The organism is Myxococcales bacterium (assembly GCA_023898405.1).
GTDB lineage: Bacteria > Myxococcota > UBA727 > UBA727 > JABDBI01.
In genome coordinates this window covers 1,731,180-1,755,773 of record CP060221.1, presented here as the reverse complement: position 1 = coordinate 1,755,773, position 24,594 = coordinate 1,731,180, and the positions used below count along the sequence as shown (strand labels likewise).

At 39.1% G+C, this 24,594-nt stretch carries 24 protein-coding genes; 8 read left to right on the top strand and 16 right to left on the bottom strand.

From position 1 onward, the window contains the following. Positions 1–117 precede the first annotated feature (117 nt). Positions 118–975 carry a LysR family transcriptional regulator gene (locus H6731_07950; GenBank protein ID USN50191.1) on the top strand — a complete coding sequence of 286 codons (858 nt, stop codon included), beginning with the start codon at positions 118–120 and terminating at the stop codon, positions 973–975. Here H6731_07950 and H6731_07945 read toward each other — a convergent pair. From H6731_07945 to H6731_07920, 6 genes are all read right to left on the bottom strand, one after another. Then, entirely contained in the window at positions 943–1,218 is a 276-nt protein-coding gene (locus H6731_07945) for a BolA family transcriptional regulator (GenBank protein USN51965.1), read from the bottom strand. The genes H6731_07950 and H6731_07945 overlap by 33 nt on opposite strands. 135 nt (positions 1,219–1,353) lie before the next feature. Continuing rightward, positions 1,354–1,716: a hypothetical protein gene (locus H6731_07940; GenBank protein ID USN50190.1), complete on the bottom strand. Its 363-nt coding sequence runs from the start codon at positions 1,714–1,716 to the stop codon at positions 1,354–1,356. Positions 1,717–1,979: 263 nt separating this feature from the next. After that, entirely contained in the window at positions 1,980–3,056 is a 1,077-nt protein-coding gene (locus H6731_07935; GenBank protein ID USN50189.1) for a hypothetical protein, read from the bottom strand. Positions 3,057–3,143: 87 nt separating this feature from the next. Continuing rightward, positions 3,144–4,124: an FAD binding domain-containing protein gene (locus H6731_07930; protein ID USN50188.1), complete on the bottom strand. Its 981-nt coding sequence runs from the start codon at positions 4,122–4,124 to the stop codon at positions 3,144–3,146. Next, positions 4,112–6,490, bottom strand: coding sequence for a molybdopterin-dependent oxidoreductase (locus H6731_07925; GenBank protein ID USN50187.1), 2,379 nt, complete (start codon positions 6,488–6,490; stop codon positions 4,112–4,114). The genes H6731_07930 and H6731_07925 overlap by 13 nt, the downstream gene beginning before the upstream one ends. Further along, positions 6,487–6,885 (bottom strand): hypothetical protein, encoded by a 399-nt coding sequence (locus tag H6731_07920; GenBank protein ID USN51964.1) that lies wholly within the window; start codon positions 6,883–6,885, stop codon positions 6,487–6,489. Before H6731_07920 ends, H6731_07925 begins: the two co-directional genes overlap by 4 nt. A 37-nt stretch (positions 6,886–6,922) precedes the next feature. Here H6731_07920 and H6731_07915 point away from each other — a divergent pair, with 37 nt between their 5' ends. Then, positions 6,923–7,738 (top strand): IS5 family transposase, encoded by an 816-nt coding sequence (locus H6731_07915; protein ID USN50186.1) that lies wholly within the window; start codon positions 6,923–6,925, stop codon positions 7,736–7,738. Positions 7,739–7,751: 13 nt separating this feature from the next. Here H6731_07915 and H6731_07910 read toward each other — a convergent pair whose 3' ends face one another. The 5 genes from H6731_07910 to H6731_07890 all read right to left on the bottom strand — a co-directional run bounded on the left by H6731_07910 (position 7,752) and on the right by H6731_07890 (position 13,968). Further along, positions 7,752–7,925 carry a 2Fe-2S iron-sulfur cluster binding domain-containing protein gene (locus H6731_07910; protein USN50185.1) on the bottom strand — a complete coding sequence of 58 codons (174 nt, stop codon included), beginning with the start codon at positions 7,923–7,925 and terminating at the stop codon, positions 7,752–7,754. A gap of 225 nt (positions 7,926–8,150) precedes the next feature. Continuing rightward, the gene (locus H6731_07905; protein USN50184.1) at positions 8,151–9,713 is read right to left on the bottom strand and encodes a hypothetical protein; all 1,563 of its coding nucleotides are present in this window, start codon (positions 9,711–9,713) and stop codon (positions 8,151–8,153) included. Between the two features lie 347 nt (positions 9,714–10,060). Beyond that, complete coding sequence (locus tag H6731_07900) at positions 10,061–10,585, bottom strand: hypothetical protein (GenBank protein USN50183.1); 525 nt, start codon at positions 10,583–10,585, stop codon at positions 10,061–10,063. A gap of 96 nt (positions 10,586–10,681) precedes the next feature. Continuing rightward, positions 10,682–11,821, bottom strand: coding sequence for an acetylornithine deacetylase (argE, locus tag H6731_07895; protein ID USN50182.1), 1,140 nt, complete (start codon positions 11,819–11,821; stop codon positions 10,682–10,684). A gap of 470 nt (positions 11,822–12,291) precedes the next feature. Next, a complete protein-coding gene (locus tag H6731_07890; protein ID USN50181.1) occupies positions 12,292–13,968 on the bottom strand; it encodes a S8 family serine peptidase in 1,677 nt (558 codons plus the stop codon). Between the two features lie 419 nt (positions 13,969–14,387). On the opposite strand from H6731_07890, the gene hslV reads away from it, so the two are divergent. Together hslV and hslU are read left to right on the top strand one after the other, a co-directional pair. Further along, positions 14,388–14,927: an ATP-dependent protease subunit HslV gene (gene hslV, locus H6731_07885; GenBank protein USN50180.1), complete on the top strand. Its 540-nt coding sequence runs from the start codon at positions 14,388–14,390 to the stop codon at positions 14,925–14,927. A 29-nt stretch (positions 14,928–14,956) separates the two neighbouring features. Next, positions 14,957–16,336, top strand: coding sequence for an ATP-dependent protease ATPase subunit HslU (gene hslU, locus H6731_07880; protein ID USN51963.1), 1,380 nt, complete (start codon positions 14,957–14,959; stop codon positions 16,334–16,336). Between the two features lie 80 nt (positions 16,337–16,416). On the opposite strand, the gene H6731_07875 is transcribed toward hslU, so the two are convergent. From H6731_07875 to H6731_07865, 3 genes are all read right to left on the bottom strand, one after another. Then, positions 16,417–16,890 carry a hypothetical protein gene (locus H6731_07875; protein ID USN50179.1) on the bottom strand — a complete coding sequence of 158 codons (474 nt, stop codon included), beginning with the start codon at positions 16,888–16,890 and terminating at the stop codon, positions 16,417–16,419. 102 nt (positions 16,891–16,992) lie between these two features. After that, positions 16,993–17,631, bottom strand: coding sequence for a pyridoxamine 5'-phosphate oxidase (gene pdxH, locus H6731_07870; GenBank protein USN50178.1), 639 nt, complete (start codon positions 17,629–17,631; stop codon positions 16,993–16,995). Positions 17,632–17,638: 7 nt separating this feature from the next. Beyond that, entirely contained in the window at positions 17,639–18,862 is a 1,224-nt protein-coding gene (locus H6731_07865) for a hypothetical protein (GenBank protein ID USN50177.1), read from the bottom strand. A 324-nt stretch (positions 18,863–19,186) separates the two neighbouring features. Here H6731_07865 and H6731_07860 point away from each other — a divergent pair, with 324 nt between their 5' ends. Next, positions 19,187–20,410, top strand: a complete 1,224-nt coding sequence (locus tag H6731_07860; GenBank protein USN50176.1) for a patatin-like phospholipase family protein — start codon at positions 19,187–19,189, stop codon at positions 20,408–20,410. A 163-nt stretch (positions 20,411–20,573) separates the two neighbouring features. Here the strand turns inward: H6731_07860 and H6731_07855 are convergent, their stop codons facing one another. Beyond that, on the bottom strand, positions 20,574–20,831 hold the full coding sequence (locus H6731_07855) for a hypothetical protein (GenBank protein USN50175.1): 258 nt from the start codon (positions 20,829–20,831) through the stop codon (positions 20,574–20,576). A 281-nt stretch (positions 20,832–21,112) separates the two neighbouring features. Here H6731_07855 and H6731_07850 point away from each other — a divergent pair, with 281 nt between their 5' ends. Together H6731_07850 and H6731_07845 are read left to right on the top strand one after the other, a co-directional pair. Next, positions 21,113–21,424 carry a hypothetical protein gene (locus tag H6731_07850; protein ID USN50174.1) on the top strand — a complete coding sequence of 104 codons (312 nt, stop codon included), beginning with the start codon at positions 21,113–21,115 and terminating at the stop codon, positions 21,422–21,424. Positions 21,425–21,693: 269 nt separating this feature from the next. Continuing rightward, the gene (locus tag H6731_07845; protein USN50173.1) at positions 21,694–22,002 is read left to right on the top strand and encodes a hypothetical protein; all 309 of its coding nucleotides are present in this window, start codon (positions 21,694–21,696) and stop codon (positions 22,000–22,002) included. 10 nt (positions 22,003–22,012) lie between these two features. On the opposite strand, the gene H6731_07840 is transcribed toward H6731_07845, so the two are convergent. Further along, a complete protein-coding gene (locus tag H6731_07840) occupies positions 22,013–22,666 on the bottom strand; it encodes an IS1595 family transposase (protein USN50172.1) in 654 nt (217 codons plus the stop codon). Between the two features lie 99 nt (positions 22,667–22,765). Here H6731_07840 and H6731_07835 point away from each other — a divergent pair, with 99 nt between their 5' ends. Continuing rightward, positions 22,766–24,355, top strand: a complete 1,590-nt coding sequence (locus tag H6731_07835; GenBank protein USN50171.1) for an ankyrin repeat domain-containing protein — start codon at positions 22,766–22,768, stop codon at positions 24,353–24,355. Positions 24,356–24,594: the final 239 nt, after the last annotated feature.

The following is a 24,594-nucleotide window of genomic DNA, read 5'->3' as shown; positions in this document are numbered from 1 at the left end:
AGGACCAGGAAGAAATTAAAAGCTCAGTTAATTTATGGGATTGGTATATGCAATGCTCTCTCGAATAAAATCTCGAAGTCCATGCTTTAAACCAATTAAATCATAGGAAATTTTTATATGATGCCTCAAGCTATGGATCTAAAATATTTTTTAACCGTCTGTAAGAGTAAAAATATTTCTCGAGCATCTGAGCTCCTAGGTTTAGCTCAGCCATCACTTAGTCTTGCAATAAAACGGCTTGAAAATTTTGCAGGTACACCTCTTTTTATTCGCTCCAAATCAGGCGTAGAGATTACCAAGGCTGGTCAACTTTTTAAGGAACGCTCTCATGAGCTACTCAGCCTTTGGGAGAATTTGTGCTCTGATATAAAAAAGCAAAGCGATCTCGTGAGTGGCCGATATTTTATCGGTACTCACATTGCCTTAGCCATAAGAATCTTACCGCCTATTTTAACTGCACTTATGAGCAAGTATCCAAACTTAGAAATATCGCTAGTACACGATCTTTCTCGAGTTATTACTGATCGAGTCATTAGTTTTGATATTGATTTTGCGATCGTAGTAAATCCAACCTATCACCCTGATTTGGTAATTCGAGAGTTTCAAAGTGATCAGGTTGGCCTCTATGTGCAGGCAAAAAACTACAACAAAGATACGCTCATTCTAGATCCTGATCTTTTGCAGTCACAAAATTTGCTCAACAGCATAAAAAAAAGAGGCTTAGATTTTAAACGCACCATCACCACTTCTTCTCTTGGCATGGTCAACGCTTTGGTAAAGGCAGGTGCGGGAGTTGGAATACTTCCGGGGCGCATAAAAAGCCCCGAGCTCGAGTTATTGGATGTATCATTGCCGCAAATTCAAGACAGCCACTGTTTGATCTATCGGGCGGACAATCAAACAAGCAATGCCGCTCGGGTGCTCAAAAAAGAACTCATGCAATTACTCGTCGATGGCTCTGAGATTCAAAGATAGAGCATGAATTTTGGCATGCATCAGTTCGCCGAGCGCCTGATAAACCAAGCGATGCCTCTTAACCTGGTTTAAACCATTAAAAGCCTCACTCACCATCATTACACTAAAGTGACCTGCCTGTGGTTGTTCTAAAGCTGCAGCATGTCCACGATGAGCATGACTGTCATCAATAACCTCTAATGAAAGTGGCTTAAATTGTTCTTGCAAAATCTTTTCAATGGCATCTTTAGTAAGACTATGGATCGACACACAAAACTCCTTAATTTTTTCACTGACTTATGATTGTGAGTTTTATTTATCAATCCCCAAAAACTTTACATATTGCGGGGCTCAAGCTTCTAGCAATAAAAACTGCTTAAAAGGTTTTTTAACAAAAAATTATGAGCAAGATCCTGGTATAGCATGGCTTTTAACTGTGTACGTAGGAACCATCAAGCGCCCAAGTCGTCGATAAGTTTGCATAATAGAAATATTCATAGCTTCTGTAAAAAAATCTCCATCTTTTCTACAGAGCTTAATTACATATTCATTGCCATCTGCACTTTTAACTTTTTCGATGTTATCAACCCTATCTATCCATTTAAGATTTTGTGCAGCTATTTGAGGAGCTGCCTCTAAAAGCACTTGAGCGATTTCCGTGCTGTTTACTTCAGATGAAGCCTGCCCTCTTAAAACTTCTGCTCCAAGAAAATGTGAGAAAATTGCCAATGGTAATAAATAGATCATAAATATGTTTCTCATAATCTTTCCTTTTTCATTTATATTAAATGAATTATTTTTTGGACCATTGTGCTTAGAAAGTATTTAACAAATGTTTTTTGAGGAAATTTTTTCGCAAAATCAACGAGGAATTTGCTAACAATATCCAGCATATTAGCAAAAATTTCTTGTTGCTTAGGGGAAAAATTAGCCTAAAATGCTTTGCTAAATACCTTTAAAACAGTCTCTTAAACTTACGAGCAAATAATTTATAAAAAAATAATATTTGGCTTTTGCAAGGCTGCTCAGCTTAAATTTTTATCCTGAGCCAAAGTTACCAATAAAAACTCTTCTATGGCATCGGAAAGCCCCATGAGTTGATACTGATCAAAGCTTTTAGTAGTTGGATCCAAAGGCAAACAAGGCAGGCGAAACATATTATCGCCAGGGTGGCAGATACCTAAAGAGTGTGTAATGGCAGCTTCATAACCGTTTATGATTAGCTTATCTACAATATCTTGGTTGTGTTTTTTTTCAAAACCCAAAGGATAATAAAACACCGGTATAAACGCCTCTCCAAACAAGAAGCTTAATTTTTCCTTTGCAGTGATGATTTCATTGTCCACCTCATCTGGATTAATTTCATAAAAAGGCCAGTGAAAATATCCAGCTGCTCCGAAGTGTACAAGAGGATTTTCCCCCAACTCTTTTAGCTGAGCTATGGTAGCAACCCGATCATGTGAAATAGTTACCGTGCTATCACCCAATGCATTCCGCATCTCTGCTAATTTTTGCTTTAAAATAGCAGGGCGACAATGAATCAAGTGATCTATAATATTTCGAGCAGCAACATTACGTTCATCGACACTAAATAACGGAAATGATCGATCAATATAACTAACAGAAAAACTCATTTTATTGCTAGAATGAAATCGATATATTATTTCTTCAACCCATTCAAACTCGCCAGTTGAAATTGAGTTTACACTGAGCATAATGCACACGGGAAGAGATAGCTTTTCTAAAATTGGCAGCAGAATTTTTAATGTTTTGACATAGGGCACCTCAAGCACAAGCACTCCATGAGAACGAACAAATTTTTGCTCTCCTTTAAGCATATCAACGGCTTCACTTAAGGAAATAAAGGGAATAGTTCTATTAATTTCCATTAATGATTTGGTTAACTTTTCAACATCAAAAGCTCGAGGGTTAACATAAAAATTATTTTGGTTTTTATTGATAATTTGGTGCAGAGAAAAAAACACTATTGATTTTCCACTTGCTGCTTCACTTAAACTATGAATGATTGATTTAGCAAATGGAACTTTACTCACGTATTGAAAAATTTTTTTTAAACTTTCTTGTGAAGTTTTTAACAACATAAATTGTTTCCCAAGCTAAAATAAAAATTTATTTGCGCCATCTTTCACCTATTTTTATTTTCACTAAAAATCATTATAAAAATACAACTATTTTCTATTTTTCAAACTATTTTCAAAGGCACGCTCAACATAGATTTTAACCATCTCTTTGCGCCACTTAGGATCATCACAGATATTGCTCTGAGGATGACACTTCTGAGCTGACTGAAGCGCCACTTCATTGATCAAACGATTATCTAGTGTTGTATGTTCCAATTGCGGAAATACAAGAACCTTAGGTTTTGCCACCAACGCATTAACAACCACCGTTAGATCTCTTACTCGCTCATGCTCGAGCATATAACTCACTCCAACACTTATGAGAGAAAAATCAATGCTCTGTCGGTGGCGCAACTTGGCAAAGCCCGTACATTTATTTTTCACTGCTTCGAAATAAACTTTGCTAACAATCTCACCATCACCAAGCTTATTATTTTTGAGACCGTTGGCTGTATAAAAATCATCCAAATCTATTTCATATTCATGGCCAGGCGACCAAATACAAAGCCGGGCCTTTAAAGCAAGCAGCACGCTTACAAGATCATTAGAACTTGCAGCAACACAGCGTTTCCCGGTTTTTATGACATGGCACACTGTACCGTCTTTTTTAAGGCAATACCCTAAAGCTGAACGCCAAAATTCACTCTGATTAAAGTATAAACAACGAGTATCAAGACAAATATTGCCCCCCACAGTTGCCATATTACGAATCTGAGGTGAAGCAATATGTGATGCCGCCTCTTTTAGCGCTGGACAATAATTCTCAAGTACATCATTAGAAATGACTTCACAAAGTTTTAAATTTGCTCCGATATAAATTTTTCCATTTTCAAATTTTACTCCATCCAGCTCCTGAATATTTTGTAAAGAAATTATGTGTTCAATATCGTAGAGGCGGTGTTTAAGATTAGGTATCAGATCTGTTCCGCCCGACATTATTTTAATTTTTTGAGAAGCTTTCTTAATACAATCGGCAAGTTGAGCCATATTCGAAGGGCTTTCAACTCTAAAGGAACTCAAGGGCAGCATGGCTCACCTTTTTTTTTAAGAGCGTCTAAGATTCGTGCTGGTGAAAACGGAAGAGAAGTCAATCTCACCCCAACAGCCGCATAAATAGCATTTGCTACAGCAGGGATAGCGCTATGAAGAGGACCTTCTCCTGCTTCTTTGGCACCATATGGACCATTTTTATCTGGTTTTTCTACAATGATCGAATGTATCGGTGGCGTATCAAGCGTTGTAGGAATACGGTAGTCGAGCAAACTTGGACCGATCAACATTCCTTTACGAGCCCCCTCTTCTTCATCCACAATAAATTGTTCAAGTACAACTTCAGCGGCCCCCATGTAGGTGCTTCCCTCTATTTGCCCCTCAACTAAAAGTGGATTGATGGCGCGACCACAATCATGCGCTACATAAATTTTATTGATGCTAATTTTTCCTGTGTTCGTATCCACACTGACATCTGCAATGTGAGCCGTACAAGAATAGGCGGGTGATGCACCAATGCTTCCTCCTCGATAGTCTCCCCCACGTTCAACCGTCCGATAGTCGCCGCTAAAAACTAAAGAACCAAAAAGGGACTCCGAATACACGAGTGCATCGTTAAAGCTCATAGATATTTCTGGAGCATCCTTGAGGAATATTCTCTCATTAGAAAAAACTAAATCACTATCATCAATCTCTTTTGAGAATCGTTCACCCAATTTTTTAGCAACAGCTTGAGAAATTTTATGACGCGCTTTTCGAAAGGCCTCCATAGCTGCATGACCCATCATCATAGTCACCCGGCTCGAATAAGCTCCCAAATCTACAGGAGTAAGATCAGTATCAGCAGTGGTAACACAGATTCTATCGCCATTAATACCAAGTTCTTCTTGCGCTATTTGAGCGAGCACAGTGGCTGCTCCTTGTCCGATATCAGACGCACCGCTGAAAATATGCAGTGCTCCACAGCGATCAAAACGAATAGAGACTGAAGATTGAGGCATATCGTTTGGGTAAACGGGATAATTAGTACCGCTGATATACATGCTGCATGCCACACCAAGCCCACGACCGTAAGAAAATTTTTTTCGCTCAGTCCATTGAGAAGCATGCGCTACTTCCGAAAGTACCTCTTCAAGCCCTAAACTTCCTACCTGCTGACCATTCACAGTTGTAGATTCAGGGCTAACAGCATTGATAAGGCGAAATTGAATGGGATCCATGTTTAATTTTTCCGCCGCCATATCGCACATTATTTCAAAAGCAAAACGCGGTTGCACTGATCCATGTCCTCGTTTAGGGCCACATGCTGGTTTGTTGGTATAATACCGAGTCGATGAAAATTGATAGCTCTTCATTCCTACCGGACCACAAAGCAATTGACCAGCATAAAATGCAGTAATCATGCCAAACGAAGCATAGGCACCACCATCTATTTCAATATTATTTTTTAGCGCAATAATTTCGCCATTATTTTTTACTCCCATGGTCATTGTTATATCCATAGGATGTCGACCCCGATGAGCAAAAAATACTTCTTCTCGCGTATAGAGAATCTTTACCGGCTTTTTCAAACGCATCGATGCTAGCGCAACTACAAACTCAAGATCAAAAGGTTCACTCTTACCACCAAAAGCACCGCCCAGCGGAGGTTGAATAACACGAATCTGATGAGCAGGTACATCTAGTACTTCAGATAAAGTTCGGTGCAAGTAATGAGGTACTTGAGTAGATGAATAAACTGTCAGTCGTCCATTAGTATCGCAATTTCCAATAGCGCAGTGTGGCTCAATAGGAGCATGCGTCGTATTGTGAAAAGAAAAATTTTCTTTCATAACTACGTCGGCTTGAGCCAAATTTTCTTCAACACTTCCAAAACTTAAATCAACATGCTTGGTGATATTTCCTATTTTCGCCCGTTCATTGACTTGTAGTGCGTCTGTAACTTTGGCCTGAGCTATCGTCAGAATACTTGGTAACACCTCATACTCTACTTTCAATTTCAACCCTGCTTCATAAGCGATGCTTTCACTGTGAGCGATAACTGCAGCTACAGCGTCACCAACATAACGTGTTTTTCCCACCGCCAAGGGATATTCATCTTTGGTCCAAGGAATCACGCCATATTTAATAGGCATATCTGCCCCAATGATCACATCCACCACACCCGGCATATCCAAAATACTCGATGTATCGATACTGATAATTCTCGCGTGAGCATGGGGACTTCGTACAATTTTACCAAAAAGCATACCTGGTAAAGAAATATCATCGGTATAACGAGTGCGCCCCAATAATTTTTCTAATGCATCTATTTTTTTACGTGAGTGCCCTACACCAAAATCAGGATGCTTATGCGTTTGAATACTCTCTTTGATGGTCGTTCCATGGGAAAAAATGCTGTTCATAGATAATTTTCGTTTTTTAGCTGAGCAATCGCTTCTTTGAGTGAATCTACTTTTTTGTTTTTCACCAATACGGCTGCCATAACTGCCATGTAGATTTTACTATAGCCAGTACATCTGCATAGGTTGCCGCTTAGTGCTTGGCGAATTTCTTCAAGACTAGGCGCATGATTTTTACTGAGTAAAGCTTTAGCCGATAAAATCATTCCTGGCTGACAAAAACCGCACTGCAAAGCGCCACACTCTTCAAAAGCTTCGAGCAAAATATCTATTCCTTTGTTCTCTGCTAGGCTTTCGATAGTAGAAATATCATCCGAGTCATTTATTAATTGAGCAAGCGTAAGACACGATAAAACAGGTTTTCCATTAGAGGCTGTAAAAAAAATCAATTTGGCAATTCTGGTTCAATAAATGTCGCTGTGACGAAAGTATGACGTGAAAACCTTTTTGAAAGGAAATATCATGTCGTGCTTGTATGAGACCTGTTTGTCAGATTGTGCCTGGGAAGTGATTGAGCCACTTTTTCCTGCTAACGCCAAACGAGGCAGACGTCGTGTCTATAGCTTTCGGAGCATAGTTGATGCCATATTCTATGTTTTAAAGAACGGCTGTGTGTGGCGTTGTTTACCCAATGACTTTCCTCCTCACGGTATTGTCTATCACTATTTTCGCACCTGGTCTGTTTCTGGTTTGTGGGCGGTCTTAAACTGCATTCTCGTGGCAATAGTCAGAACCTGTGCTGGCAGAGATGCAAGCCCCTCACTTGTTTCCATCGACTCCCAATCACAGACAGCGGAACCAGGAGTAGATGAGCGTGGTTTGGATGGGGGAAAGAAGATTAATGGAAGAAAGCGCCACATCGTTGTTGATACGATGGGATTGATGCTCCTATGCATTTGTACCGCAGCAAATGTATCTGATAGGGTTGCCGGCGAGGAATTGGTTACTGAGCTCAATAAGCGCGAGAAGTTTCCCAGATTAGCGAAGATTCTTGGAGATAACGCATATAAGAATTTGTCTTCAGGCTTGAGAGTAGGCGTAAGCACAGAAACTGCGGAACGTTTAAAAGGGCAAAAGGGGTTTGTACCACAAATATTTCGTTGGGCCGTAGAACGAACTTTTGCTTGGCTGAATCGAAATAGGCGTCTGGTGCGTAACTATGAGAAGAATACAAAGCATCAGGAATCAATGAACTACATCGCTAATGCAAGATTATGTATCAGACGATTGGAAAATTGGCTTACCACCTGAGATTTGATTTTTTTTACAGCCTCTTAAGAAGCACCGTACATGCTCCACAGTCACCTTTGTCACATCCTTGCTTGGTGCCAATCAAGTCAAGACGATATCGCAAAACACCAAGCAGAGTATCATTGGCCTCAAGTATTATCTCATGAGTGCACTTATTGACACGTAATCTATGGATGGATTTACTCACAAAGCTCTCGAATAGATAATTTTCACTCACGAAATTTTACAGCTAAAGTACTACCTTTGGTTTCAAAAAAGATTCCTAAGTACTTAGGAATCTTTTTTTAGTCCCGTCTCCAATAACAATCATGTTGAGTAAAATATGCCACAAAAAGTTAGATCTTTTGGGTGAGTAATTGAGAAAGGGCCCTAAAAATCATTTTTAAAGCCCTCTCAGCAATTTATATTTTACTTAGAGACATGCGCAGATATCTGCACCAATTATAAATGTGCAGCTCTGACTCGGATCTAAACAATCTCCTCCACACAAACCTTCGGCATTTAATCCACAACTTTCTATTACCGGTCGGCAAAAACATTTTTGATTGACTGAATCGGGAGCGCATATTGAATTATTTGGACATTCTCCGCCGCATATTCCGGTTGAATCAGGAATACTATCTTCACACAACAATGGTTCTTGTGGAGCACAACCGCATTCATTTGTTCCTGGAATAAAGCTACAGATCTCACTTGCAACTAAGCAGTCGCCTCCGCACTGACCGTCAGCATTTAAACCACATGGATTAGGTGGTTCTTTGCAATAACAGCTTTGACTGCTAAGATCTGCTATGCATTCAAGATTATCGGGGCAATCTCCGCCGCATACACCAAGAGGATCTGGTGTATTATCTTCACAAAATCGCGGTTGCTCTGGAGCACAACCACACTCATTGGTTTCAGAAATATAAATACATAAGTCGGTTGCAACAGGGCAGTCGCCTCCGCACAGACCATCAGCATTTAAACCACATGGATTAGGTGGTTCTTTGCAATAACAGCTTTGATTTGCTAGATCTGCTATACATTCAAGATTATCGGGGCAATCTCCGCCGCATACACCAAGAGGATCTGGTGTATTGTCTTCACAAAATCGCGGTTGTTCTGGAGCACAACCACACTCATTGGTTTCAGGAATATAAATACATAAGTCGGTTGCAACAGGGCAGTCGCCTCCGCATATACCTGCGGAATCAGGTACTTGATCTTCGCATTTTTTTCTGATTTTTATTTTAGTCGAAGGCACACATAGCTCTTCATCATTCAGTGCAGCAGCAAATCTAAATCCAAATTGATTTTTGAAGTGCAGTAGACGAAAGATTCTTTTTTTACTGAGCTCAAAACACATCAAATGGTTCGTCTCAACATCATTTATTATGTCAAAATATTTATCGTCATGTCGTTTGGCTACGGGATTGCATAATCTTTTTGCAATCAAGGTATCAAAAGATCTTCCTCTAAATTCATCTTTCAAATATCCGCCCTCAGTTACAATCAGCTCAGGTTTTATATCGTAACAAAGGTAGTGGTCACTGTTTTCAAGAATTTTTCGATCTTTTTTACCTTTAAAAATATGCGACTTAATCGATGGCACAAGTAATCTGCTGGGCTTGAAAGCATCAAAAGTAAAGCTGCCAAATTGATTATGAACCACAACCGTTTCATTGATGTCATAATTGGATTCAGGAAATACTTCGTATGCAGCATAATGAAGCTTTTTATTTTTTATCTCAAAAACCTGATTATTGTGTCTTTTGAGAGTGGGATTCAAATACTTGATCGGCCCCCTAACCAAAAAATCAGTCGGCTCCAAAAACTGGTCTCTTAAATTAACCATCTGCCAATGGCCATTTCTCGCCTTGATATCATAGCTAATATAATGATCCGGCTCAAAACTAAGGCTCTTCTCAGCATGTACGAGAAAAGAAAAAAAAATGGATAAAATAGATGACCACAAGATAAATTGTGTGTTCATAGCTCCCCCTAAAGAATAAAATTCTTTATCTCTTTTTTGCTTTTACCCATGGAAAAACCAAGTAGTTTAGTTCTCAACCAAAATTATTTGATTCAACTTTTGAGTAAAAAATGAGATATGTTAATGCAACAAAAATAAACGTGATCAAGCAGCAAAAGCAAGAGTAAAAAGTTTTTCTGATGTAAACGAAGAATAATTTTTGCTTTAGTTGACATCCTTGTGCATTTTCATTGTTCATTGATGCTATGTATAAATATGAAGGGCCCAGCATTGGGCCCCGTTAAAGCAATCTGTTGAACTTAAATCAATGGCTGATTTAGCCGGTAGTGCGGCAAATTTGTTGAATTCTAAATTGCGATCCCAAATTCATATCTATTTATAAACAAGCCAAGCACAATGTCATGCATGGTTTCAGACTTAGAAAAACAAATAGTTTTGCGCCCCAGTCGCTTTATCCTTGTTCGCAGAGTTAAATGTTTTCGTTCGATCTTTTGGGTGTTTTCTTTCCCAATAGAAAGATGTTTCGATGAGATGTGTCTTTCGTACCCGCCCCAGCCGTCAGTGAAGTAATGTTCGATTCCAATTGGGTGAGCGCACAGCCTTTTTTTTAATGTGGACATCACAGTTTTCTGGGAGACGCAGAGCACTCGCGATGTATCTCTAATTCCTGCCCCATTCATAGCCATATCAAGGATCTTTTCTCTAATTTCTGCAAGCCATCCCTTATTGTCATAGCGGACAATGAAAGTTTTCCTATCGCATTTATCATTTTGACAGCAGTAGCGTTGCTTGCTGTTAGAGCTCTTGCCAAATTTAACAACGGATTTTGTGTCTTTACAGCTCGGGCATTCCAGTGGCAGGTAAACAGTCATGGCCTTCCTTCAAATCTTGTTTAAGAACAAACTCAATTTATTTAAGAAAGGAGAGAAGAAAAATAGTTCAACAAATTTGACGCACTACCAAGTTGACTATCCACAGTAATCCATGACGATACCTTTTATTTTTTCTCGAGCTTGCAGAAGAACATTGATGCTTATCCACTCGTTAGCTTGATGAGCTATATCAATGGTTCCGGGGCCAAAAATAAGGCAAGGAATATCATATTCACAAAGATTTCCCGCATCAGTCGCATATGCCGCAGCTTCTTCCTGGCCTTTAGTTGTGTAGCACTCAAGAATATTAGCGAGTTTAATGTTTTCTTTTGTCATCATAGCGGGGGCACAATTTTCTAGCGTTACAGTGATACCAACTTCTTTCATAGTGCACGACTTGTAAGCTCGCTCTTTGATGCGATGGACAATATGGGGGATTGATGTGTTAGGGAGTGGTCTGAAGCCAATGCGAACAGAGGCTTCATCGGGGATAATATTAACAGCACTACCACCGTGAATTTCTCCAACATTAAGGAGCACAAAGGGACGTTTAAAATGGTTTTCAAGGCTTTTCTCTTGCTGTAATTCGTTTTCAAGCGCAAAAATGCCTGTGAGAATTTGATGCATGGCTTTGATTGCGCTTACTCCTAAAGAGGGGTCTGAGCTGTGAGCACCTTTGCCTTTAACACGAATTGAAACGGTAGCATGGCCCGCGTGCATACGAAGGACTCTAAAATCAGTAGGTTCACCAATAAGTGCTGCTTCTGGTAAATATTTAAAATAATTTTTTAACAACGGAGCCATGTGATAAGAACCCTGGCACCCCACCTCCTCGTCGTAGGTCCACAGTAATGAAAGGGGACGTGAAAGTTTTTGTAATGGCAGTTGTGAGAGTGCGACACATGTCGCTGCAATAAATCCTTTCATGTCGGTGGTACCACGTCCATAAAAACGCCCTTCTTGTTCCGTCATAATGAAAGGATCCGAATACCAATTTTGATCAGATACGGGCACCACATCAGTGTGTCCACAGAGCATAAGACCACCTTGTACTTGGGGGCCTATCTGGCACAATAGATTTGCACGCAAAGGATCATGAGGATGGGAAATGATATCCGTAGAGAACCCTAAAAGACTAAAAAAATCTCTTAAATAATTAATAAGGCTAATGTTTGGCGATAAGGACACGGTCTTAAAGGCAATTAAATCGGCTAATATTGTAAAAAGATCGCCCACAGGAATTCCCTATAATGTTCATAGTACGTCTATAACGACTAGTCATATTTAGTTAGAAGTTCTTATTTCTAAGAGCACAGGAGTTTTTTAATGCATACCCTGGTTGCCCGTAAGTAGTATAAGCCTTTTCTTCTGAAAATGCCCTTCTATCAAAACCTGCAAATTGGGGCAAAAATAACCTCGTTCTTCTCAAAAATTGGCACATATTTTACCACCATGTACTCGCCACCAATCACATTAGACATACCAGGAATACTAGACACTTTAGTTATCAATGAATTTTATACAAACATGACGACACGAATAATTTCAGCAAAAACTACACAGCAATCCACGAGAGCTGCGATAGGAAGCTTGTCCTTTGGCATTACGCCACAATGCAATATGATCATCACTAAGCTAATAAAAAAGCTTCAAAACAACTGCCTAAGCATGCAAGTGTTTTGAAGCATGATGAAGGTTCGCGTTGCTTAGATATTTCCGGGCATACCTGGGAGTCCTGGTAGACCTGGCAAACCTGGAATAGGGAATGGCAAACCACCACCGCCACCGCCACCGCCTTGGCACCAAGACTGACTTGGATCGAAGAGACACATGATTTGGCACATGAAATCGTTACCGAAAGGACAGTCGCCGCTACCTCCTCCGCCGCCTGAGCCATCACTTATTTCTACACTTACCGACCGGGCCGTATTTCCCGCACTATCACTTACATTGATGATGACACTTCCTAAAGCTTTAGCAACTAAATGCCCCTGCTCATCGACCGATGCTATGTCTGAATTATCTGAGCTAAAAGTATAGGGTCCAACACCACCCCATGCAGCAAAATCAAATTCATCGTTAACTTTGAACGTAGCTGCTGCTGGCACTACCGTTAGACTTTGGCTCGCCACAGCTTGTAGAGCATTTTTCGCATCAATTCTGGTATTGCTTGCTGTTTGAATGTCTACCTTTGCTCCAGTGCTTTGCAAAATAGATCGAGCTTGCGCTCCAGTAAGACTAATATCCAAAGATTTCATCAATGCTACTAGACCAGCAACATATGGAGTTGCCATTGAGGTTCCAGACAGTTCTTCATAACCTCCTGGCACTGTGCTTAAAATATTTTCACCGGGTGCCGCAAGATCAACTTTGCGTCCATAATTTGACCATGACGGTTTTTGATCGTTGCTGTTAGAAGCTGCTACTGAGATTATGTTTGGTGTTTGCGCATTTGCAGGATATACCTCAGTCGTATCATTGGACTTGCCATCGTTTGATGCTGCCACAACAAAAATTAGACCTTTTTCTTCAGCTTTTTGAATTGCATCAATGATTGGCTGAGCACCTGAGCGGTCAATATTTGCTCCCCAGCTAGCACTGATAATATGAGCTCCGTTATTCATGGCGTATTCGATAGCTTTTACGGAATCAAACAGGTCCCCAGAACCATTTTTATCCAAAAAACGCAAAGGCATTATTGATACGACAGGACTAATTCCACACACACCCAAACCATTGCCACATAAAGCCCCAACAATACCTGAGCAATGAGTGCCATGACCTGGATTTTGTCCGCCAGTTTCATCTGTTGGATCTTTATCTTTAGCAAAAAAATCCCAGCCATGAACATCATCGATATAACCGTTGTTGTCATCATCGACCTTATTGCCAGCTATCTCACCTGGATTTTCCCAAATGTTGCCTTTTAGATCCTCATGCGTCATATCAACACCTGTATCGATCACAGCTACAACTACTGATTTACTGCCTGGCGAAATATTCCATGCATCAGCAGCATGTATAACGTCCAAAGCCCATTGTTCAGCTCTTCTTGGATCAGAATCATCGATAAAAGCATGCAGTTTTACGTTGGGTACAACATATTCAGCGTCAAAATATTTTTTTAATTTCAACTGAGCATCTTCAGAATTTTCATCAACTTTGGCATCAACCTTGATAAGGCCCATATCCTCAGCTATGCCATTTACTTTGTAAGTATTATTTGTTGAACTTGCCAGATAATCGAAACTATATTGCAGGGGATGATTTTTCAATTTTACTATATATTCTTTAGCTATTGCTTGATTGGCGAGCAACAATATTATAGAGGTCAGAATAGCCGAAAGAGCTATTCTTCCAGGATATGTTGAAGGTCTTTTCATTACACTCCCCACAGGTTATATATGCTTTACGCAGCGCTTCTTATTCATTATCTAATTTATCGGACTAATTTCCAAAAATATTGAAGATTTAACTTTTACAGCTATAATTAAAGGAATATTTTTACACCAGAAAATGCTTATTTATTTTAAATAATATTCCCACTAAAATCGCATAAAAACAAAAACTGCTATTATGACTGTTTTTTTGGTAACTCATACTCACTTTTTTCACCATAAAAAATAATACATAAAAATAATTTTTAAAATTGTCGGCTCAATGTCGCTCCTCTCTCAATAAGAAACTTAGTCTTTAAAAAACTTCCTTTATATGAAGTGAATATCTCCTCATTACCATTAATTCATGATGGCCACTCGACTGCTTTTTTTGGGTGATTAGACTAACCAGGATTGACTCAAAAATGGGAAATTTCATGTTTCATGCGACTACAATTCTAGCGGTTAGAAAAAATGGCCATTTGGTTTTGGCAGGTGACGGACAAGTAAGTCTTGGTCAATCTATTGTAAAGGCCAATGCCAATAAATTAAGAACCTTGTGCGATGGGCAAGTTTTGGCAGGGTTCGCCGGCTCCACTGCTGATGCCTTTAAGCTTTTCGACCTCTTTGAAGCCAAGATTAAATCCCACAGTGGACAATTTGTGAGAGCCGCCGTTGAGCTAGCCAAGGAATGGCGTTCTGATCGGATTTTACGCCGTCTTGAAGCCATGCTATTGGTGGGCAATAAAGATAAAATTTTATTGATTTCTGGTACGGGTGATGTACTTGAGCCTGATTGCGATGTTCACGCAATCGGTTCGGGCGGACACTATGCTCTTGCTGCCGCACGAGCCCTATCTGAGTCAACAGAATTAGATGCACGAACCATTGCTCAAAAAGCAATGAACATAGCAGCAGATATTTGTGTGTACACCAATCATCATCACGTATTTTTGGAACTTTAATATCCTTAAGGAGAGTTTTTATGTCATCTATCGAAAAGAATTTTACTCCAAGAGAAGTTGTTTCTGAATTAGATCGCTACATCGTTGGCCAAAAACAAGCCAAAAAAGCTGTAGCTATCGCACTAAGAAATCGCTGGCGTCGCCAAAGAGTTGATAAAAAGTTGCGAGATGAAATTAGCCCCAAAAATATTATTATGATGGGGCCAACTGGATGCGGAAAAACTGAAATAGCCCGCAGACTTGCCAAGCTTGCCAACGCTCCCTTTATAAAAGTAGAGGCCACCAAATTTACTGAGGTTGGCTATGTTGGACGCGATGTTGATTCTATGGTGAGAGACTTAGTCGAGTGTTCGGTTAAAATGTGCAAGGAAAACGCTATGAAGGGTGTCGCAAGCAAAGCTGCGCAACGAGCACAAGAGCGAATACTTGATATTTTGCTGCCAGCGCCACAATCGCCTAAAACTATGCCTTTCGATCTTAGAGAAGTAGAACAGCCTACTGAGCCACCTGCCGACAAACAACACGATGAAACTCGCGAAAAAATGCGGGCGATGCTCAAAGAAGGAAAACTCGATAATAAGGAAGTTAATATTGAGGTAAGCCAAGCTTCCAACGGTCCTGTCATGCACATGTTTGGTCAAACTGGTATGGAAGATATGGCTAACCAAATCCAAGAAGCTCTTCAGGGAGCTATGGGGCGCGGACGCAAAAAGAAGAAAAAAATGACAGTGCCTGAAGCTCTAGAAGTGCTTCAATCGGAAGAAGCTGCTCGTCTGATCGATATGGAGCAGGTCCAACGGGATGCAGTAGAGATTGCCGAACAAAATGGAATTATTTTTATCGATGAAATAGATAAAGTTGCCAAAGCTGATGGAGGTAAAGGCCCTGATGTCAGTCGTGAAGGCGTACAGCGAGATATTTTGCCAATTGTTGAAGGCTCAACTGTATCTACCAAATATGGCTTTGTAAAAACTGATCATATTTTATTTATAGCAGCAGGCGCTTTCCATATTTCCAAGCCTTCAGATTTAATTCCTGAGCTGCAAGGACGTTTCCCTATCCGTGTAGAACTCGATTCTCTCAATCAAGAAGATTTTATTCGTATCTTGACCGAGCCAGAAAATAGCCTTGTCAAACAGTATAGTGCTCTTTTAAAGACCGAAGATGTGGATTTAAAATTTGAAAGCAGCGGAATTAAGAGCATTGCCCAAGTGGCCTACAATGTTAATTCCTCCCAAGAAAACATTGGAGCTCGGCGTCTTCATACCGTTATGGAGAAACTGCTAGAAGAAGAGAGTTTTTCTTCCCCTGATACACCCAACACTCAGGTTGTGATCGATGAAAAACTTGTCTTAGAGCGTCTCTCACCTATATTGAAAGACGAAGATCTCAGCAAGTACATTCTCTAAGCTCTAACACTGAATAGGAATTGCAAATAGCAATTACAACTTTAGTAATTCCTATTCCAGGCTCATTCTCTTAAAATTTTTTATAAAATATTGCAGTGGTAATGGAAGTAGTGCCATAAAGTTAACTTAAACGTGATGACTTCAGGATTGCCTTCGATAAAAGTATTCTTAAGTACTCCTTGAGCATCGTAATATTTGAGTGAAAAAGCATCAATACTATAAAGCCAATAAGGAATTCCCTCTAAAATTATCACAGCATTTGGATTTTCGGATGTGATTGTCCCAGCTTTGTATCTTGTAACTTCAAATGCTTCGCTATACATCAATTCCCTTTCGAGTAGATCACTTGTCTGCTTGATAAAATTATCAGCTTCAAGTTCATTCTGACTGTTAAGATCTATAAAATCTTTGCAAAAATCTTGAGATAATTCGAATTCTGATTTTAATTTTTCTGCAATAAAACTCAGAGATGCTTTCTTATTATTACTATTACTTCCCACAATAACACTAGAAAAAACCAGCAATAAGCAGCTTAAAAATAATCGCAAATTCATAGTTACTCCTTCCTAAAGTAATCGGAAATATTTTGGGGATAGAGTGTAGAGCAGAAATTAAAATGCCCGCTGCTTAAGAAATTTTTTATCCAACTGCTGACATCAAGGATAAAGTCTTTGTATTTCCCACTCTTGGCTATCAGATAAAGAAAAACAAAAACGGTCATGCAAGCGGCTAGGCCGCCCTTGCCAAAACTCAAAATAGCGTGGCTTTAAACAATAGCCTCCCCAGTGAGGAGGGCACGGCACCTCTATATCCTTGAAACTGCCTTGAGCCTCTTTAAAAGAAGATTCAAGCTCAGCTCTTGAAGAAAGAACCTCGCTTTGCCTCGAAACCCAAGCTCCAACTTGAGAAGAGCGAGGTCGAGTTTTGAAATATGACTCCGATTGAGCTCTGTCAGTTTTGACTACTTTTCCTTGAATGCGCACCTGTCGTTCAAAATCGGACCAAAATAAAACTAGGTGTCCACAGGGATTTTGTGCTATTTCTTGCCCTTTTGCACTTTGATAATTGGTATAAAAAACAAAACCATTCTCATCAAATTCCTTAATAAAAACCACTCGAGCATCTGCACAATTTTGTGCCGTTACAGTGGAAAATACTGCAGCATCAGGCATGTTGAGCTTAGCCATGATGGCCTCTTCCCACCACCGTTTAAATAAAGCATACGGATCTGCTCCCACGTCTTGTTCATCTAATTCTCGCTTATTAAATTCAATTCGAGGAGTTGGCATGTTCATTTATTTCTCACCTATTTTCGTCAGCACCCACCAATAATTGATAGCGTCGAGCAATAACGATGGCAAGTATCAACCAGATAACAACCAAAGCAAAAGACAGCTCTATAACATATGCACTCAAACCAATGGCAATCAAGCTGAGCAGTAAAATCGAAGAAAGACCTTTGGCTATACGATAGATAAAAATATCTATTATCCCCTTGCCCTGGGTTTTTTCTTCTCGAGACAGGGGAATATATAAAATTTCTTTAACTCCCCTCAACAAAGAATAATCCAAAGCCTTACTACTAATTTTCACCGCCAACATCAAAGCAAATTTAGGCAGAATCACAAATGCCAAAAGACAGGCCGCCAATAGAAAAGGAATACTCTTAAAAGTCGAAGCAATACCGAATAACTTGAGTATCGGGCCGGTACACAATTGAATAGCAATCCCCACAACATTTACCGTTGCATGAATATAGCCAAGCATTTCAGTGCGCATATCCGTATTGACGTAATTTTCCTGCAACATCGAGTTGAATTTAAAATCGATTAAGCCCGTCACTACCTGAACTGTGCACACCAACAAAGCCAGAGGAACCAAATACCTGCTCTGAAGCAAGGTCTTAATGCCAACTCCCATCTTTGCAGTTTTTTTAGATTCTTGTGGTTTTTCATCGCCAATGGATCGCGCGCAATAGGCAATAAAAAATCCTAATATCAGCAAAAATACCAATGACCAAAGGGCCCATCTTGATCCGACAGTTCGCGCAAAAGGACCTACAATTAAATTGCCAAATACCCCACCAAGCGAACTGACGGCCATAGCCAAACCATAGGTGTGACGAGCTGAACTTATGGAAAAAACCATGTCAGCAAAACTCCAATAGGTTTCGACCAAAACCACCATGTAAATTTCTTTCCAGACATAGAGAATAAAAATTGCAGGAATGAAACCCCAAAAATAGGCAGCCAAAAGTAGAGCCAAACTTCCTGCACAGAGAAGGGAAAGCCAACCATAAAGCGAGAGAATCGAATATCGCTGATTGATACGATTATAAATGGCTATTACGAACGCGGACAAAAAAGCCGTAAGCAACCAAGCATTTGGCAATGTGTCACTGGAATAATGCTCAAGGTAAATGGAATCGATACAAGGCCGAGCAAAAGAATAGCCAAAAATCAACAAAAAACCCATAGCATAAAGAGTGATTACTCTTTTAAGTTGGAGGGAATTGGAATTGTTCATCAGATTATAGCCTGCATAATTACAACTTTTAATTTTTTAAAATTAAGGGGCCCCTGCTGGGGAAAAGTTCATCTGTGCTGTTCCAGAAATAACCTCAAATGTCAAAGTAGGTTTTTACAGCACAGTCATTAGTTATTTTCGATAATAAAACAGGAAGATAGCAGTTACACTTATCCGGGTTTGCAAAAAATAAAAATTGACATAGATATCATGCAATAACTTATTGTAAGAAATCAGTCTTTAACAAAATATTTGATAAGAAAAACATAATAGAAAAAAACGCACCAAAAACTTTTAAATTAAAAATACAGCACAGGAAATTGAATGAAATCAAATAATTTATTTTTCACAGTTTTTTTATCCTGTTTTTTATTTCAAACTCTTATCGTTTCATCATGCAGTGATGCCCCCAACTCCTTTGTCGATCAGCCTAAAAACGGCTCTAAAAGCAGCCAAGAAGTTAAAAAGTTCACACCTGTTGAAAAACCTATCGCAAACGAGACTGAAGGACTTGAAGCTCCCGATGAAAATTACGAAAACCAAAAACTAAACCCAATAAAGGTATTAAGCCTTGATGGTGGAGGTATACGCGGCGTTCTTCTTGCAAGACTCTTACAAAAGTTTGAACAGGTCTCTGATAAAAGAATATACGAGCTCTTTGATCTTATTGCAGGAACATCTACAGGAGGATTACTCTCCTTACTGCTCACCATGCCTCTTTCAAAAGACAAGCTGCCACTGACGGTAAAAGAGGCTGAAAAATTTTATAAAGATAATGCTCGTTTAATTTTTAAATACAGCTGTTCAAATTTAATACCTAAAACCGTCTGCAGTTTGCGAGGACCCCTCTATGATGCTTTGTCCATGGAAGCACTCATACAGAAAACTTTTGGCAAAAAACTTTTTTCTGAATCTCTCATACCAACTTTACTCACAACTTTTTCTATAGAAGAAAAACAAGGTATTTCTTTGGAAAGTGATAATGCCAAATTTTCACACCTTAATGTGCTTGAAGTTGCACGCGCCACTTCGGCGGCACCCACCTTTTTTATTCCCAAGGAAGTAACTCTCATAAACTCAAACAATCGGCCTTACCAAGCATTTCTCATAGATGGCGGCATCTACAAAAATAATCCTGCTCCTTTAGCTTTTGACAAAGCTGAAAGGATTTTCGGCCGAGCTGAGATTTTACGTCGAGGGATTGTTCTTGTCTCTATTGGAACTGGCAAGGGAGTTCTCAACAGTCATAATGGTTCAAGCTTACTCAATGCTGGAGCGGCAACATGGGCTCCAGCTGTAATAGATGCCCTAATAGATGGTTCATCAAATGAAGACGAAGGAGCTATGGAAAATATCTTTGAATCCCTGCCAGGTTCCCATTATATTCGCATTCAAACCCTGCTTGATAATGCCAACTATCCCGAAATTACCGAACTCGATAGTACAACCGAAAAGACTATAGATCTCTTGTTGCAGGCAGCCGAGATCACCAAACAAAGCGCGGAATATCAGAAAGCCCTTAAGTTAATTACCAATCATGAGCTTTAGAAACTGTTTTGAAATAGGTGAGGCTTCCAAAGATAAAATCTTATGCTCAAGAGCATTTTGAGTATGTCCCCATAGCAAAGTGGTAACAGCATGAGATGAGCGTGCGGCATCACGATGCTTTGCCTTGCCAAAAACAATTTTGCCGTTATGCAAGCACCTTGTGTCATCGACAACAAAAACGTGCTTGTCCATCTGCAACAAAAGTCTTTCGAATCAACTTTATAAGAACAAATGATAATGCCCAAAGCGAGATTCGATAGCGTGAAAATAGGTGATGCCAGGGACTGTTGTAGGGATCGAAGCCGAATACCCTTGATAAGTTCGTGACTGTAGTTTTTTCGATGGTGATAATTCTTGCAGCAAGAAGTTCACTCAGCCGACTCAGACTAGGAGAACTAAGGCATTCGGCAAAATTGTTCATGAAATCTTTTATGATGTGCTCTTTTCATTTCTCGGCAGCTCTTGAGGGTAGATCAGCTTATTCCAATCTTCTGTTCTTTTGAAGCTACCGATTCGTTTCAATTTCGGCCAAAGTCGAGCTTAGGTGTTCGCTGCGTTGCGAACCACCACAATTAACCAGTAAATTAAAGACATAAAAACAATGAAAATAATAATAACAATATTCCCCATAAAACAATAAACAACTAATTATTTCTAATCACGAAAACAACATGCACACTGACAACTATTTAGGTGGCATTCATGAAGAAGATATATTTATTAGTATTATTATTTTCCTTTCATTTGGCTTTTGCTCAATCACTTGAGCCACTAAAAATAGTAAAAGAGAAAGGTGACGAACAGCTGGTAAATGGTGAAATTCCAGGTGAAATTTTTTATAATTATAGTGTTGATGGCGAGATAATATTTAAAGCTGTTGAAAGCCTGACGCAATGCGTGGACGCGCTTATTTTTGAAGCAATTGAACACGACCGCATGCTTGTGCATTTGGACTCAGAAGTAATCTATTTTTGCGAGAAGACTCTTGTTCTTAAAAATTTAATTTTGAACTGATAAGACAATGAAAGCGAGGCCATATTATATTTTCTCCTTGCCGTAGTACAGTAATGAGGGCTTTATAGGTGAAAGCTTTATTACAGTGCAGGCAGTCAAGATATTTTTTGGCCTTGCGCTTAGGTTTTGAGCAGGCTCTAGAACCCATAAAGCGGTTTTTATGTTACACTTATATTTTTTCAGTTTTTTATGTGATGAGCCCAGATAAATTATTGATAATTTTGCGCGTTGTGCTAGGAGAAATTTATTAGATATAAATAGGAAATAAAATGAGTTTTAATGTTCTGCTTTTAAGCTTTCTATCGTTGTTTTTTAGCTGTGTTAGAGTTTGGTGTGGTGATGTAGATCAAATTGATCATCATTCAATTGCTGGCGTCGACGAAATACAGTCCAATGAATATGAATTGTTGATTACCCATTTAGAAGGCGAAGCTAAATCAGAGGAAAAAATTGAAGCTATTCAGAGCTATATTAATGATCAGCAAGTAAAAAATAATGCCTTTGATGTGCAAATGTTTTTTAATTTGGCGCCGTCAGCTGACCCAAACTATGTTCATATAAACAAAAAGGGGCTGTAGTAGCTAAGCGTTAATGTTTAGTGTGTTTATACCAGTATTTTAGCTGTTTTAGAAGCTGTTGGTGATTGCCTCCGTTGAAGCGCCATTCACATTCCTTAAGAAACCAATAAAAATTATCCTGTTTTATCCCATTAAACTTACGCAGATTGCGTTTGGCTTGGTTCCAGAAGTTCTCAATCCCATTGATATGGTTTTGCTTATCAGCAAACAGCTTGGAATGATTAATGCGCATATGGTGAAATGCAGATACATCTAAGGCATTATATGATTTAAAGGTATCTGTATAAACTATGCTGTCCGGAAGAACTTTCTCTTCTACAATAGGCAGAAGAGTTTCTGTTTTTGCATTAGGAATGATGGCTGTGTAAACCTTGCCACCTCGCTTAAGAAGGCCAAAAACAGCTACTTTACCTCCAGCTCCACGTCCTCTCTTGCCTTTTCGAACTCCGCCAAAATAACTTTCATCTACTTCAATTTCTCCGCTTAAGTCATAGCTTGGAAGTTTGCTGGCTATTAATTTTCTTAACCTTAAGAAGAAATTACTGGCTGTATTAGATTGAATAATAACCAGTTCTGATGCTGCTCTGGCGGTTACACCAGCAACAAATAATTTTATCAGTTCGCTCTGCTGGCGCACTGTTAAACGGCTGCGTCTCTTATACATTGAAGTAGCTTACCCTTAATTGGGCTTAGCTACTACAGCCCCAACAAAAAAATAGGTGCTCCTGAGAATTTAAGCCCTCAACTATGTGACAAAACATTATTGCTTTTAGCTATGAGAACAGGAAGCTGGGAGCTTATGAAATATCTGCTGGATCGGCCAGAAACCATTTTTGATCCGACTAACGAAAATAGTAGCAATGTAGAAGTGCTTTTTTACTCAATCAAAGAGAATAGGAAAAATGAGTTCAAGAAATTGGTTGACTATATTGAAACAAAATTCAATCAAGAAAAATTCCTACAGGTTCTAAACAGCCCATTAGCGGGATATTCACTACTGCATTACGCACTTACAATAGATGATGACTATTACGCTAATCACTTGATTAGTGTTGGTGCTGATGTCAACTTAGCAATACAAAAGAATGGTATTCGTCCTATCCACATAGCATCTGGGCTTAGTGATACAGATAAATTGCAGCTGTTGTTGCTCAATACGAAAATTGATATCGGTGCCAAAACTACTGACAAGGGATTAAGCGCACTTCATTTTACTGCGTTAAAAAAACAAAAACGCGCAATGGAATTACTTTTAAATGATCGAAATAAAAAATATTTCAACATTAATGAACCTAGCAAATCAGGTATAACGCCGCTTGGATTTGCAGTCCTTAATTTTAAAAATGGATCGAATGATGATCAAGAAATTGTACGAATTCTTTTGGATAATGGCGCTGATGTAACAGCAGAAGATCAAAATCGCAATTCTGTTATTTCCATTGCAGTCGGTATGGGAAAAATTGACGTCGTTAAAGTCTTTCTAGAGGGCCAGCGTCAAGAGATATTGGAGAGCTTTGAGGCCAATGGTGTATTGCCAGGAATGGCATATCTATTTTCTCTTGATAACTATGTTCGGCCAATTGGAATAGCACTGAATAATCAAGATGAAATATCAAGAAATGAAATGGCGAGCTATTTGTTTTTTCTATTTGAAAATAAAGTAAAAAAAGCGATTAGTGCGGCATATGAATTGTCAGAAGAAGAGAAAGCTCAACTTTTTGAGTCAATGTCAGAACACTTAAATAATGCTGAGTCTATTGAACAATCGTTAAACAATCTATCAGTTACTAAAAACGAAGTTGGCTATAATGTGTTGCAGATGTTTGTTAATAAGGATCTTAAATGGGTATTAATAGAAGAGCTGCTAATTATCTTAAACAGTGTCCTTTACCAGCTATCAGAAAAGCAGATTAATTCTATTTTTAATACCGATGAAGAATCACTATTGAAATTGTTGCAAGACCAAAATGATGGGGGAGAGTCAGTAATACATCGAATCGTAAGAGAAAAATCAGTTCAAAAAAATATAGAGGCTCTTGCTCTAAGGATTGCCAGAGAATTTGTGCTGATATGGACAACTATTCCCGTTGACCTGCAAAAAAATCTAGTAGAATTCCATCAATCCTGGAAAAAATATCCTGTGATATCTGCTCATCCAGAAATTAATTGGCACTCGGCGATGGAAAAAATGCATAATTTTGTATCAATGGGAAAAAATGTTTTAATTGAAAAACCAGAAATGTTGAAGCGTCTTCGTTATTTATTTGATAAGCGCGAGAAGGCTTCGGAAAGCGAAAACATTGTTATTATTCATTCATCCAATAAAGGCAATAACAACAATAATAATGCGTAAGGAAGTTTTGGTTAAGAAATTTCACGGCGACTATAAGTAATTAAACCTTGAGTTTGCTGACTCCTTGATTGGAATTTTTTTAAAAAATTATAATTTCTAAGCGCTCCCCCGACCGTCAGGCCGGGGGGACTATGCAGTAAGCACAGTCGTAAATGTCTAGAAGAAGAGAACAAATTTTTTTCAGGCTAGGACGGAAACGTACGCTAAGGAAATTTTATATTGTCTGAATCATGATTTAG